We start from the raw sequence: 13,134 nt of genomic DNA on the forward strand, positions 1-13,134 counted from the left end.
GAAGCACGCCTTCGGCCTTGGACGGGCGTCTCCGCACACGTCACCCCCAACACACACGTCAACGCATGTTCATATTCGCCAGAGAGAGGAAGCAATCATGAACGGCAAGAAGCACATCCTGTACACAGCCACGGCGGTCGTCGCCGCCGCGGTCATGGCGCTCGCCGGCTGCGGCAGCACAACGAGCGCGAGCGGCGGCAACGCGAGCGGCGGCAAGAAGGACGCGTTCGTCCTCGGCGGCCTGTGGCCGGAAACCGGCTCGCTCGCCTACCTGGCGCCGCCCGAGCTCGCCGCCGAAAAACTCGCCGTCGGCGACATCAACGCGGCCGGCGGCGTCCTCGGCAAGGACGTGACCACCACCGACGCCGACACCTCCGACGCGGACCACGCCGACCAGAACACGTCCGCCGTGCAGTCCGTGCTCTCGAAGAACCCGTCGTTCGTCATCGGCCCCGCCTCCAGCGCCGTCGTCAAGAACATCTACAAGACCGTCACCGAGCAGAAGATCCCCATGCTCTCCATGGGCGCCACCAGCTCCGACTTCTCCGGCCTGAGCCCCTACTTCTTCCGCACCGTCCCGCCGGACACCGTGCAGGGCACCGTGCTCGGCCAGGTCATCGCGCAGGACGGCGTGAAGAACCTCGCCGTCGCGGTCTTCAACGACGAATACGGCACCGGACTGCGCGACACCATCGTCAAGACCGTCGAAGACGCCGGCGTGAACGTCGTCTACGGCGAGAAGGACGCGTTCGATCCCACCGAAACGAACTTCTCCTCCATCGTCACCGCCATCAAGGCCGCCAAACCGGACGCGGTCGCCGTCATCGCGTTCGACCAGACCAAGCCGCTGCTCAAGGAACTCGCGTCGCAAGGCGTCGACACCCACAAGCTGTACTTCGTCGACGGCAACACCTCCGACTATTCGAAGGAACTCGACGCGGGCATCCTCGAAGGCTCCAAAGGCACCATCCCGGGCGTCCAGGCCTCCGACGACTTCCAGAAGAAGCTCCTCGACGCGTACGGCAAGGACATCGACACCTTCACCTACGCCGCCGAAACCTACGACGGCATCATCCTCGCCGCGCTCGCCGCGCAGAAGGGCGGCAGCGCCGACGGCGAAACCATCCAGAAAAACATGGCGGCCGTCTCCGGCGCGGACGGCGGCACCGAATGCGGCACGTACAAGGACTGCCTCACGCTGCTCAAGTCCGGCAAGAGCATCCACTACAAGGGCGTGACCGGCATCGGGCCGTTCAACTCCAGCAACGATCCGAGCTCCGCCAACATCGGCGTGTACAAGTTCGACGCGAAGAACGTGCCGCAGTTCGACCACGCCCAGGAAGGCAAGGTGCCGACCAAGTAGGCGCTGGTTGGGGCGGTGGCGTCGGCCAAGCGACGCGCGAACCTGGCGGACGCCGAATCCGATGGACGCCGAAATCGACGTGGAACGCACAAGGCCGGAACCTTTCGGTTCCGGCCTTGATTGTGCCCCCGCAGGGATTCGAACCCTGGACACGCTGATTAAGAGTCAGCTGCTCTAACCAACTGAGCTACAGGGGCGTAGTTGGTTTCCTTTCGGAGAGCCCCGAGTGAGAATTGGACTCACGACCTCTTCCTTACCAAGGAAGTGCTCTACCACTGAGCTATCGGGGCGCGACGGTGACCGTCATGCCGTCGCCTTCCCGGCCGGCTCCCGGACATTCCGTTCAGCCTGGCCTCGTTAGGCAACCTGTACATCATGCCATGCGGTCGCGCATCGCGCAAGTCGGGTCCGTCGCGCACGTCCGATTCCCGATCGGCCGGTAGGTCGCGTGGCGCCGACGGCGCCACGCAACCTACCGGAAGGGAACGCGCGTCACTCGGCGTCGGAATCGGAATCGAAATCCGTCAGATGACGCAACAGACGCAGAATCGCACCATCGTCGAGATACCAGCACAACGCGCCGTCGCCGAACCGCTCCTCGCGAGTGGGGAACAGCAGCAGCGCAAGCGTCGAATCCAAGTCAAGTGTGTCGAAGTCGCCGTCGCGGTAGAACTCGGCACGCTCCCGCGGATCCTCAAGGCCGAGGTCCTCGAGGACGTCATGGTAGTCGCCGCGGTTGCCCCACGCCTCATACACCGCATGCCACCATTCGTCGACCAACGGATCGTAGCGGACGCCGCGATACACGAACCTGCCGTCCTCGTCGCGGTCCGTCGTGTGGGAATCGTCGTACAGCTTGCGGCCCTCCTCCCAAGCCTCCTCGAAACGCGGCGTAAGCGCGACCAGCTTGCGCACGCCCTCATCCATCGCCCGGGCTGCCTCCCGCTCCTTACGCACGGCCGCATCCCGCCACACGCGGGGATGCAGACCCGGCAGCGACACCGCAGCCTTCGCGACCAACGACTCCAACAAGTCGGTGCCGCGCATCTCACCCTCCCACGGGTTGCCGTCGTCGCCGTACACGAGACCCGCCAGACCGCCGGCGACCGCGGCCGTCGTATCGGTGTCGCCACCCAGATTCACCGCCGCCAGCACGCAGTCGCGGAAGCTGGCCGTATTGACCAGACACCACAACGCCGCCTGCAGCGTATCGAGCACGAACCCACCGGACGACACCTCACGACGCTTCCTGAACCGCAGGTCGTCGATCAGGCCGGCCTCCCGGCACACCTCCGTACGCGAAAACGCGGCGCCGTCGGCCAACAGGATACGGGCGATGCGCACGAACCGCACGCACGCCTCCGTGCTGATCCGATGCGCGTGCGTGACGGCGCTCGCCGCACGGACGTCGTCGTCGGAACAATCAACGAACGCCAACGGCAGGATGCGCATCAGCGAGCCGTTGCCGTTGTCGCGCTCGCCGATGCCGCCATGGCCGGTGGCGAGCGCGCGGGAGGTGGTGTTGCCCACGTCGAAGACGGTGCCGTCCGGCGTGTACGCGCCGTCCGTGATCCACGCGCGATACTTGGCGAGCATGTCTTTGGGGTTGACGCGGCCTTTGTTGTCCGCGAGGGAATCGAGCGTGGCGAGCATCATCGCCGTGTCGTCCGACCACGTGCCGGCCGGTTGGTCGTGCGTGCCGTGCCCGATCATGTCGGTGCATTCGAATGCGTCGCGCGTCTTGAACTCGTAGGGCACGCCCAGCGCGTCCCCGACCGCCTGGCCGTAGACGGCGGCGTGCAGGCGTGCGAAATCGGCGGCGGTGAAGTGCCCGGGTTCGCGCACCTGCATGATCGGGAGGTCGCCGAAGGCCGCGTGACGCGGGCAATACCAGATGTCGCCGTTGTCGGGCGTGACCCAGCCGGCTTCGTGCAGGTCGTCCTCCACTTCGAACACGTCGCCGTACGGGGTGCCGTCCTCGTATTCGGTGCGGATCGCGTCGCAGTTCGCGTAGGAGCAGCGGCCAATCATGTTGTCGAATTCGTCGAGTCTGAGGATCATGTGGGTTCCTTCGTTGGTGTGTTGTTGGTTTGGAGGGTGTTGTTGGTGTGTGTTGTTCCGGTTGTGCTTCGTTGCGTTGCGTTGTGTGGTGCCGGGCCGACGTGCGTGGTGCCGAAATGGTCGGGTATCCCCCTTCCGTCCGTCCCTATTATCCGTCCTTGTGATTCGTTTGGCCCGTTCATTGTCCGTCGTGCGGGTGGCGTGTCGTCGTGTGTGAGTTTGCGGGTCGGCGTGAGGTGTTGCGGGTTGACGTGAGGTGTTGCTCCCGGGGATGTCTTGCGCCTGTCCCCGACGGTTGTGTGGCCCCGGAGTGCGGGAACGGTGCTGTCTGCGTGTTCCGGCTCGTGGGGTTGTGGTCCGGAACGGGAATATGAGGGTGATTGGTCTTCCGGTGGCACGATTCGTGGCCCCGGAGTGCGGGGAATGCCTGTTTCCGCGTTCCGGCCCATTGCGGCGTGGTCCGGAACGCGTGCACGTCCCGGATTGTCGCTCCGGGTCCAGGTTGTGTCGGTTTCTGTGGCCCCGGAACGCTCGATGGTGTCGCCTAACCGCTTTGCCGCTTGATTTGTGCCGCTCTCGTTCGGCGTGCCGCGGTGGCCGGTTCATCGAGAGGTACCAGGTGAGGTTTGCGATGTCTTCCGATTCGGCGCATTCACGATGATGACGGTATGAGTTCACCTGCGCGTGGCCGAACACACACCCTGCGGAAACGCGCGCGGAGTACATCGGATTCCGACAGCGAATTCCGGTGATGTATTCCGGCAAGGACGAGGTTCGGACAAAGGAACGATGATGACCATGCAGAACAGCAACCATTACGATGCACACTACAACGCGTCGCACGCCGACGACAGCCAGTACGACGCCTACATGTACGCCGAGTACGGTATCGAACGCTGATTCTCACCTATTTCTCGGCATCGTCCGAGGCCAGATCGTCACGGCCAGCCCGCACGTCGTCCACCCACATGACGAACGCCTCGGAAGGTGCGATGCCATGCCGCTCGTCGCCGACGGTCTCCAAGGCAAGTGCGACCAGACCGTCTGGATATCCATGAAATCGTCTTCGGACACGGCCGCGCTGCCCTCCCCGCGGCGATACCGACTAAAACAGGTTACAGCAGTATGCCGAGAGCCCGATGATGACCTGCTTGATGCGGTTGTGGCGCTGGCGAACTCGGATGGCGGCACGGTATATCTGGGCGTCGAGGATGACGGTACTCCGACCGGACTCGATAAGGAGCATCAGGATGCGGTCGGTCTGGCGGTGCGGGAACGTCAGTCGGGCAGGATGGTGCCGATGGAGAACAGCGCCGCACCGCCGCCGAGGCTGACGCGGCCGTCGCCGACCGTGGCGTGGATGACGCCGCCACGCGCCGAGGCCTGATACGCGGTGAGCGCGGTCTTGCCGAGGTGTTTGCTCCAGTATGGCAGGATGTGGCAGTGACCGGAGCCGCAGACCGGGTCCTCGGGCACGTTGAGCTTCGGTGCGAACGAGCGGGACACGCAGTCGAAGACCGAATCCGTGTCGCCGGCCGCCGTGACGTTGGCCAGCAGGCCGGGCAGCTCCTTGAGCAGCTCCTGGTCGGGATCGAGGTTGCGCACGGTCCGCTCGTCGGGCATCACGCACAGCAGGTCGCGGCCGAGCCATGCTTCGGCCGGACGCGTGCCCAGAGCCTGCTCCATCGCGTCGGTGACCGGTGTGGGCTTGAGGTCGAAGGCGGGGAAGTCCATCGTGAACACGTCTCCGGCGTGGTCGTCGCCATCACGCCCGTCATCCCGCCGTCGGGTCACGGTCAGCACACCGCTCATCGTGCGGAACCGCGCCACATCGGCGTCCGGCTCCACGAACCGGAACATCACATACGCCGTGGCGAGCGTCGCGTGCCCGCACAGGTCTCTCGCCTCCCGGCGTGAACCAGCGCAGGCGCCACCCCTCCGGCTCGCGCACCGCAAACGCGGTCTCGGAGAACCGGTTCTCCATCGCGATATCCGCCATCAGTTCGTCCGAGGGCCACGATTCCGGCAGGCACACCGCCGCCGGATTGCCCCTGAACACCTGATCCGTGAACGCATCCACCACATACTGTCGTATGGCCATAGTCCGCAAACCGCCTTTCATCACCGATCGTCATATGCCCCGCCATGAGCTCATGACGTAGCGGGAGCCGCAAGCCCGTCAGACGAACACCAGCTGGACGAGCATCATGTACACGATGGTTCCGCCGGCGACGGACACCAGCATGCTATGGCGCCACCGATGCAGCAGCACGATCACAAGGATCGCGATCGTCTCCGGAACCCCATGGGATCCGGAGAACGGCGACACATCCTTGAGTGCATACACAACCAACAGGCCGGTCATCGCGTGTGGCAGAACTTTGCCGAGATAGGTCACCGTCCTGGGCGGGCGGCGTGAATCGGGAAACAGCGTGAACGGCAGGAATCGGGTGAGCATGGTGCCCAACGAGACCGCCGCGATGGTCGCAACGGCCTGCCACGTGGTCATGGCCATCATTGCTCCTTCCCCTTCCGGGCGCCATTCGTATCGTCCGCGTCCTCCAATCGTGTACGCAATATCAGGAACGCCGCGAGCATCAACGCCATGGTCGGAATCATGAACCGGTCCGGGCCGAACAGCGCCAGACAGACCGCGGAAGCCAGCAAGCCGACCAATGCGGGCACATGGGCTCGCGCCGATGCCGTGAAATCCGCAATCGCCAATCGTGGACGCGAACGGCTCCCGTCGCCCCTTTGCCGATTCCGGTCGTCGTCCCACTGCTCAAGGAGAATCGACAGGAACAAGGCGGCGAGCACGAACTCGATGCCTTTGGTATCGAACGGCAGCACGCCGCCGGCCAGCCAGCCCACGGCTATTCCACCGAACCAGTAGGAACGGCAAAGCGCCGAGACGAACATCATGAACCATCCTCGGTCGACAGATGCCGGAATGTGGACGCTGGAATCGATGGCGAACGTCTCGTCGATCATCGTGAAGATCAGATACGGCTTTTTCCAGCCCAATCCGCGAAATTTGTCCAACATCGACAGGCCATAGAACAGATGCCGCGCGTTGACCATGATCGCCAGCAGGAACGCAGCCCACGGATCGAATGTGGACAACAACAGATTCACGGTGACGAACTCCATGGAACCGGCGAAAATGACGTAGCCCATGGCCAGCGGGTACACGATCGAGAACCCCTTGGCATGCATGAGCAGCCCATAGGATCCACCGAAGAACAGGAAGCCGGCGGCAATCGGCAGAGTGGGCGGCAACGCGGCGCGGAACGCCGTACGCAACAACGCCATATCGGGGGATCCTTTCCTTCATTGATGTTCCCGTGCATGTGTCGAACGATCCAACTGCGCTGGACGTGTTCGATGGCGGCCATCGTATGCAGGCCACATACGATAAGTACAATCAAATTCGCTAATGACTGCATAAGCGATGCTTATGCATCTGCCTATGATGGTGAATCATGGACAACCGGTATCTCGCCCTGCGGCACATCGTCGAATACGGCAGCTTCTCCGCGGCCGCCGACGAGCTGCGATGCAGCCAGTCGGCCGTCAGCCAGATGATCGCATCGCTGGAGAAGGAACTCGACGTCACCCTGCTCAACCGGCAGCGCGGCGGATGCACGCTCACCGAGGAGGGGCGCCAGCTCTACCCGCTCATCGAACGCTATGTGGAGGACGGCCTGCGCATCCGCGAACGAACCGACGAGATCCTCGGCCTCGATACCGGCGTGATACGCATGGGCACCATCGCCAGCATCTCCGCCCACTGGCTGCCGGGGCTCATCAGCGGCTTCCAGCAACGCTACCCGAACGTGCGGTTCGTCCTGTATCAGGGCGACTACACCACCATCCAGGAATGGATTCACAACGGCACCATCGACTTCGGGTTCATCAACCCCGCCGCCGCACGCGACGTCGAGACCATCATCATCAAACGGGGTACCATGCTCGCCGTTCTGCCGCAGGACCATCCGCTCGCCGCGCTCGACCGTGTGCCGTTGGCCGCGCTCGCCAAGGAGCCCATGATCCTGCTGGAGGAAGGCCACTACTCCGAGCCGTTGGAGGCGTTCGCGTCGGTCGGGCTCAAACCGAACGTTCGGCTGCGCATCCACGACGACTACTCGATCATGACCATGGTCGAGGCCGGATTGGGCGTCAGCATCCTCGCAGAACTCATCCTCCACCGCACCAACTACCGGCTCGCCCTGCGCCCCACCGACCCGCCCGTGGACCGCACCATCGCCATCGCCTACGCCGGCCGCGACAGACTCCCCCTCGCGGCCAGACGATTCATCGAACACCTGCGAAGCAACATCGGCACATTGCCCTGAGCCGGTCCGAGTGCGGGGCGGTATGGAAAAAGCCCTTTTCCTTGGGGTAGGAAAAGGGCGATGGCGGAGGATACGAGACCCCAACCTTTAGGCCGGCTCCGCCCTACTGTCGCTTGGGGTTTGCGGGATTTGCGCGCTTGCCGTACCACCTTCATTACCACGTCCACGGCGTGTCGTGACGGGCCCTCGCGTCATTCACGGGATGGTTGCGATGGGGTGAGGATGCGCCATGTGCCGCGTCTGTCCGAACCTTCGCGAGTAATGAGCCCGTTTCCCCTCATCGTCTGAAGCGCACGCCATATCGTGTTATAAGACACGCCCAGCGCGGATGCTGCTTGTCGGTAAGTGAGCGACGGATTGTCTCCAATCAGGTTCAGAAGCAACCGCTCCCTTTCCGTCAACCCATTTACAGTCCCATTTACAGTCCCATTTACAGTCCCATTTACAGTCCCATTTACAGTCCCATTTACAGTCCCATCGGGGTCATTTATCTGCTTACTTGGGTCGTTTGCAGTCTCATCTTGGTTATGTTCGTCCTTGCTGTGAACAGATAAATCACCCGCAGCGACGTCACCTTCCACCCAGCGTACGGGGACGAACGCCTCGAATACGTCGCCGTCGTCGAGCACGGGGTCCTTGCCGGAGTAGGGCTTCGAGTACTTGTACAGGTTGCGCATGCCGCTGCCGAGCTCGTCGGCCAGGCCGATGTTGCGGAAGAACTTCGCGATGAACGGGTTCTTGGACACCGGTTTGAAGCTTGTGATGGCGAGCTGTCCCTGGAAGATGGCCTTGGAGGCGTTCTCCGTGTGGATACCGTCGTTAAGGATGAGGAACTTGGCCGGGTACGGGCTGACGAACTCGCGGTGGATCATCAGGTTCGAGACCAGCTCGCGGATGATGATGTCGCGGGGGCTGACGGTCTGGTCACCCTCCAGCATGAACCGGTCGGGCAGGTATCGCTTCGCGAATTCGGAGATCTGCGCCTGTGCCTCGATCAGGTTCGTGGTCACGATGAGCCGGTCGTCGTAGCGATCTAGGTTCTCGCGGCGCACGATCACGTCGGTCTTGTACGCGGGCGCGATGCGTGAGATGACCTCGTCCTTGCCGAGCAGCATCACGGCGGCGAGGTTGAAGCCCTCCTCGCCGGTGTCGTAGTTGACGCCGTACAGGTCGGCGCTGCGCATCAGCTCCATGTCGTCCATCTCGGCCCACGGGTGGCCGGGCGTCTTCAACGCGGCCAGCTTGCGCACGCGCGGCAGCAGGTCGAATCGGAAGTCGGATGGCTTGAGGTACCGGTATACGCGCTGTTCGCTGAAGTGGTTCTGCTTGCGGATGTGCATCTGCGCGATCTGCGTCTCGCTGGTGATGCGGCGGTCCACGTCGGCCACCCGGTCGTAGATCACGTGCTTGAAGCTGGCAACGGCGGGACCGGCGGGGACCCACACGCGGATCACGAGCCTGCCGTCGTATTCGATGCGTTCGGTTTCAATGGCGGGCGCGACGTTGAACAGTTTGGGATTGCCGACCACGTTCACGAGATTGCGTTCGATGGCCGTGACCTGCGACCGATTGATGCCTTCGACGGTGCCGTCGTCGAGCACACCGAGGTAGATCGACCCGCCGAACCGGTTGTTGAACGAGCACACCGTTTCGAACGTGTCCGTCTCGGGCTGGACGCCGCAGCGCTTGAACTCGACAGAGATGTTCTCGCCGTACTCAAGTACGGCGGCAAGTTCCGAAGCATCCATGTCGTCTCCCCGAATCGTCCGTCAATCCAGTGTATCGCAGGGCGATTCTGGCGGATGCTGAGTTGTTTGTCTCCCGCCCTCGTCTGTTACTCTCGTTGCCTGCCCTGGATGTGCCTACTGGACTTGGTTTGGGATACGGCGAAAACCGACTTGCGTCGCTCGTTATGCTTAAAAGTAGTTGTCGGTTCAACTGAGGGAGAAGAACAATGGCGTTGAATACCACACAGCTGGAACGTTACTACAATGCGCCCATCGGAGAAGTGTACGGGGCGATGACACATTATCTGGAATCAGGCCAGTCCCGTTTTGCCTTGAAGAATGTCGATGATCTGTCCTGCTCATGCACGTTCTCATCCGGCATCAGCATGACTACGTGGGGTGAGAATCTGACGGCATCGGTTGTGCCTAGCGGAGAGGGATCCCTTGTCAGACTGACTGTGGCCGGCAAGCTCGGATCAACAGCAGCTGGCTTTCAGAACGCGCACAACGTTGCGATTGCAGATGAGTTCTTCTCCGGGGTGTCCGCGACTCTTTCCGCGAATAGGTCGGTAGAAGCGTCGCGGAATCCTGAGCCGAAGATGGCGCCTAAAGCAGATGCGACGTCATCCGAAGAATCTGCAGAACGTCGGCAGCAGTCTCTGGCGCAGGAGAACCCTATGTCTTCAGAAGAAGAGGTTGATACCGCAGAGTCCCTTATTCCGACATTGACGTCAGCGGCTGCCGAGGCCAGTGCTCCTGCCAATCAGGAGAATCATTCGGCTAAGGTCAGGGCAATATGGGAGAAACACAAGATTCAGATAATAATTGCTGCAATCGTAGTTGTGGCTCTTATATTGATTTCAGCAACTATTGCTGTTCGAAACAAGGATAATGTTGCTGTTGCAATTAATGAAACGTCATCTAAAGATGAAATGAGCAAATATAGGTGGATGAAACAGCTTAGTAAGGCCTGTGATACCTCTTTTCAAATAACAGGAGATTATAGTAAAAAGAATCCAAATATAATGATTACTACTAATGGGATGGAAGGCATCGCGTCGGTAAAATGCATTGCTGATAATACGAATATGCCTAGTAAGCCATTGAAAGAGATTCTTTCCGTACCTAGGGATAGCAATCCTGATTCTCCATACCGTAAATGGCGTACTGTTGAATGGGGTATTTATGAGATGCGGTGGGCGAGAACTGCCCGGGCTTCTTCTTCATCGGCAGTAGATGCCACAATGATGATTGATTTACAACTGGTAAAGAATCCATCCGCGTCGCTCTCCGTAAAAAAGACGATAGAGCAGTATTCCAACGAAGACCGCACTGCCCAAGAGGAAGAGGTGCATGTGCTAGATATGTCGTGTTGGAAAACTGATTCCGATGGGTATATAGATTCCAGTCGGCCTATAAGTGGCGTTACGACAGATAATTACAAGGAAATTTCTTGGAAGTCAGAAGAGGAAATATCTTGCAAGGTAGCCGACGGTGTGAGTACTGCTGACTATATGGACCATTTAACCGATGTTGAGAATAATGCTATTCGAGTCGCTAAATCGTCAGAGTCTAATTGGTATATTCTTGAAGAGATATACGGCGATTGCGCCTCTACGTCTACAGCCACATTGGGTCTTGGACTAGGGATGGAAGATGTGGTTAATGAGCAGAAGGCGATGCTAATATTATGCCCTGACCATCCAAGGGCGGCGGAGATTCAAAACTCAATTAGTTCTGTCGAATCATATGGCGATAAAGAATCACAAGGTCTTATCAAAGATGATGGAACCTATAAGGTTCCTTCTGAGATGTCTGCTGGTACTTGGAAAACCATGAGTGAGAAGGTCGCGAATTGCTACTGGGAAATGCAGGATGCAAACGGTCAGATTTATGACAATAATTTTGTGTCCGCGGGAATTGCTCAGACAATCACGATTCCTAACGGCGTAGCCGGGTTCAGTTCCCAAGGCTGTGGCGCTTGGGAGAAACAAGAGTAGCGTAGCTGCTTCTGTAAGTGAGTAGCGCGAGAGCCGGCCCCCAAGATACTCGGGGCGTCCGGCTCTCACTTCCATTTCCCCCAGCGGGGTTGGCTTTGCTCGTAACCGTAATCAGAGGTGCGAAAAACAGAAAGGAGCTGACGCGTCAGCTCCTCCCAGATGCCACCTGAAGACTTCAACAGCAATTACCGGCTCATTCCAGCACCTGCCAGTGCACTATGAGGGTCGCTTGGGCTACTGAGATGGGAGGAGATGCCTGCGCACCTGTTTCAGATAGTTCTTTCTGAACGTGCGCACGGTGCCGAAGAATCGTTCGTCGGTGGCTGTCTGTTCGTGGTTCTCGTATTTGCGTGCGGTCAGTTCGACGGTGCAGATGAAGTCGGCCACTTGTGCGAGTCGGTAATCGGTTGGGGAGCCCTGCCGGTACACGATGGCCTGCTTTGAGAGCGCGTATTCCACCGCGCCGCGAATGGCTTGAGTGATCAGGCTCTGGCCACCGTCGTAGTACACCTTGACGGCATCGAAGCTTTGGAAGAGCTCGAGATGGTCGAACACGACGTTGACGATGTCGCGTTTGATGCGCAGTCCCAGTTGTTCCAAGGTCGTGTAATCGGCCTTCCGGTAGATTAGGGTCACGTACTGTACGGGTAGCTTAAACAGCATGGACAGGAAGTAGGTGAGCAGTCGTTTGCGCTGGCTGACGCTGAGATGCTGGTAAGCGTCATGGCCGTTCAGCAGCGGGGATGTGTGCAGCGGAATGTTGGGCAGTCCGGCGTTGCGCAGCGTCTGTTCGTATCCCTCGAACATGGGGATGACGGGGTTGGACTGATCGTGGAACACCAGCGTCAGCGCGTAGTATTCGGACTGGAAGCCCTGTTCGCCGGATTCGTCCGCGAAGATCGAGCCGTCCGCCATCGCACCCCCTGAAACGAAAAATGCCGGGGGATTACCCCCGGCTCTTGGAAGTCTCACATTGCTGCGGACCTGCGTACTGGAGACACTACCAGATTTCGGCGTACGCCGCAAAACGTGATTCGGCTGTGGGAAGACTGGGAGAGAGGACGGCGGCCCCATTCCCCCCATCGGGGCACGGCTGGTAGATAGGAGTACCTGTGAAATATCCGACAAGGGAATGATCGGCTCGGTGAGGGAGCGTGGCGAATCGCCCGTCCGCGGCAACGAAAAAGGGTTTCCAGAAAACTCTGGAAACCCTGATGGCGGAGGATACGAGATTCGAACTCGTGAGGCTGTTACACCAACACGCTTTCCAAGCGTGCGCCATAGACCACTAGGCGAATCCTCCATGTGCTTCTCCGAACCCCTGAACAAGCGGGCTCAGCACACAATTGAGAAAGAATAGCATGGCTCGCGGATTTGCACATCTTTCGGCGTGGCGCGGCGTGTCGCGGGCGATTCGAGCAGGCCGCGATTGGCCGCACAGACTATACGGAGCCTGCGATTGGCCGCCCAGGCCGTGAAGAGTCCGCAATGGGCCACGCAGGCCGCGACGGCCAGCGATGGGCCGTACGCACACTCCGTGTGCCAATTCCGCGTCTCACCCACGGATTGTGACGTTTGTGGCGATTCGTGGGGTTCCGTTCCGTCTGACGCCCCGCTGTGCCATGCTG

At 60.4% G+C, this 13,134-nt stretch carries 9 protein-coding genes, 3 tRNA genes and 1 pseudogene; 4 read left to right on the plus strand and 9 right to left on the minus strand.

The features are described 5' to 3' along the window. The first annotated feature begins 97 nt into the window (after window positions 1-97). A complete protein-coding gene (locus JS531_RS08430; protein ID WP_214315040.1) occupies window positions 98-1,363 on the plus strand; it encodes an ABC transporter substrate-binding protein in 1,266 nt (421 codons plus the stop codon). A gap of 123 nt (window positions 1,364-1,486) precedes the next feature. Here the strand turns inward: JS531_RS08430 and JS531_RS08435 are convergent. The 3 genes from JS531_RS08435 to JS531_RS08445 form a co-directional block, all read right to left on the minus strand. Continuing rightward, window positions 1,487-1,560: transfer RNA gene (locus JS531_RS08435), tRNA-Lys, on the minus strand. Between the two features lie 21 nt (window positions 1,561-1,581). Next, a tRNA-Thr gene (locus JS531_RS08440) sits at window positions 1,582-1,653 on the minus strand. Between the two features lie 202 nt (window positions 1,654-1,855). Next, window positions 1,856-3,424 carry an ADP-ribosylglycohydrolase family protein gene (locus JS531_RS08445; RefSeq protein WP_221343564.1) on the minus strand — a complete coding sequence of 523 codons (1,569 nt, stop codon included), beginning with the start codon at window positions 3,422-3,424 and terminating at the stop codon, window positions 1,856-1,858. A gap of 1,081 nt (window positions 3,425-4,505) precedes the next feature. Between JS531_RS08445 and JS531_RS08450 the strand changes: the two are divergent. Continuing rightward, window positions 4,506-4,691: pseudogene (locus JS531_RS08450) on the plus strand (ATP-binding protein); the annotation flags it as partial. Between the two features lie 11 nt (window positions 4,692-4,702). Here JS531_RS08450 and JS531_RS08455 read toward each other — a convergent pair. The 3 genes from JS531_RS08455 to JS531_RS08470 all read right to left on the minus strand — a co-directional run bounded on the left by JS531_RS08455 (window position 4,703) and on the right by JS531_RS08470 (window position 6,736). After that, complete coding sequence (locus JS531_RS08455) at window positions 4,703-5,380, minus strand: PhzF family phenazine biosynthesis protein (RefSeq protein ID WP_276313211.1); 678 nt, start codon at window positions 5,378-5,380, stop codon at window positions 4,703-4,705. Window positions 5,381-5,603: 223 nt separating this feature from the next. Next, window positions 5,604-5,939: a branched-chain amino acid transporter permease gene (locus JS531_RS08465; protein WP_214315047.1), complete on the minus strand. Its 336-nt coding sequence runs from the start codon at window positions 5,937-5,939 to the stop codon at window positions 5,604-5,606. Further along, window positions 5,939-6,736: an AzlC family ABC transporter permease gene (locus tag JS531_RS08470; RefSeq protein WP_214315049.1), complete on the minus strand. Its 798-nt coding sequence runs from the start codon at window positions 6,734-6,736 to the stop codon at window positions 5,939-5,941. The genes JS531_RS08465 and JS531_RS08470 overlap by 1 nt, the downstream gene beginning before the upstream one ends. A 170-nt stretch (window positions 6,737-6,906) precedes the next feature. Here JS531_RS08470 and JS531_RS08475 point away from each other — a divergent pair, with 170 nt between their 5' ends. Then, complete coding sequence (locus JS531_RS08475) at window positions 6,907-7,779, plus strand: LysR family transcriptional regulator (RefSeq protein WP_214315051.1); 873 nt, start codon at window positions 6,907-6,909, stop codon at window positions 7,777-7,779. 191 nt (window positions 7,780-7,970) lie between these two features. Here JS531_RS08475 and JS531_RS08480 read toward each other — a convergent pair whose 3' ends face one another. Next, window positions 7,971-9,527 (minus strand): RNA-binding domain-containing protein, encoded by a 1,557-nt coding sequence (locus JS531_RS08480; RefSeq protein ID WP_214315053.1) that lies wholly within the window; start codon window positions 9,525-9,527, stop codon window positions 7,971-7,973. 206 nt (window positions 9,528-9,733) lie between these two features. Between JS531_RS08480 and JS531_RS08485 the strand changes: the two genes are divergently transcribed. Further along, window positions 9,734-11,506 carry a hypothetical protein gene (locus JS531_RS08485; RefSeq protein WP_214315055.1) on the plus strand — a complete coding sequence of 591 codons (1,773 nt, stop codon included), beginning with the start codon at window positions 9,734-9,736 and terminating at the stop codon, window positions 11,504-11,506. Between the two features lie 234 nt (window positions 11,507-11,740). On the opposite strand, the gene JS531_RS08490 is transcribed toward JS531_RS08485, so the two are convergent. Next, entirely contained in the window at window positions 11,741-12,421 is a 681-nt protein-coding gene (locus JS531_RS08490) for a DUF3800 domain-containing protein (RefSeq protein WP_214315057.1), read from the minus strand. A gap of 300 nt (window positions 12,422-12,721) precedes the next feature. Continuing rightward, window positions 12,722-12,809: transfer RNA gene (locus JS531_RS08495), tRNA-Ser, on the minus strand. Window positions 12,810-13,134: the final 325 nt, after the last annotated feature.

The sequence above is a fragment of the Bifidobacterium sp. CP2 genome (genome assembly GCF_018555635.1).
Lineage (GTDB): Bacteria > Actinomycetota > Actinomycetes > Actinomycetales > Bifidobacteriaceae > Bifidobacterium > Bifidobacterium saguinibicoloris.

Excerpts from the sequence above, each read along its gene's own strand:
- JS531_RS08470 (WP_214315049.1), bottom strand. The coding sequence starts at position 6,736 with ATGGCGTTGTTGCGTACGGCGTTCCGCGCCGCGTTGCCGCCCACTCTG.
- JS531_RS08475 (WP_214315051.1), top strand. The coding sequence starts at position 6,907 with ATGGACAACCGGTATCTCGCCCTGCGGCACATCGTCGAATACGGCAGC.
- JS531_RS08430 (WP_214315040.1), top strand. The coding sequence starts at position 98 with ATGAACGGCAAGAAGCACATCCTGTACACAGCCACGGCGGTCGTCGCC.
- JS531_RS08465 (WP_214315047.1), bottom strand. The coding sequence starts at position 5,939 with ATGGCCATGACCACGTGGCAGGCCGTTGCGACCATCGCGGCGGTCTCG.
- JS531_RS08480 (WP_214315053.1), bottom strand. The coding sequence starts at position 9,527 with ATGGATGCTTCGGAACTTGCCGCCGTACTTGAGTACGGCGAGAACATC.
- JS531_RS08490 (WP_214315057.1), bottom strand. The coding sequence starts at position 12,421 with ATGGCGGACGGCTCGATCTTCGCGGACGAATCCGGCGAACAGGGCTTC.
- JS531_RS08485 (WP_214315055.1), top strand. The coding sequence starts at position 9,734 with ATGGCGTTGAATACCACACAGCTGGAACGTTACTACAATGCGCCCATC.
- JS531_RS08445 (WP_221343564.1), bottom strand. The coding sequence starts at position 3,424 with ATGATCCTCAGACTCGACGAATTCGACAACATGATTGGCCGCTGCTCC.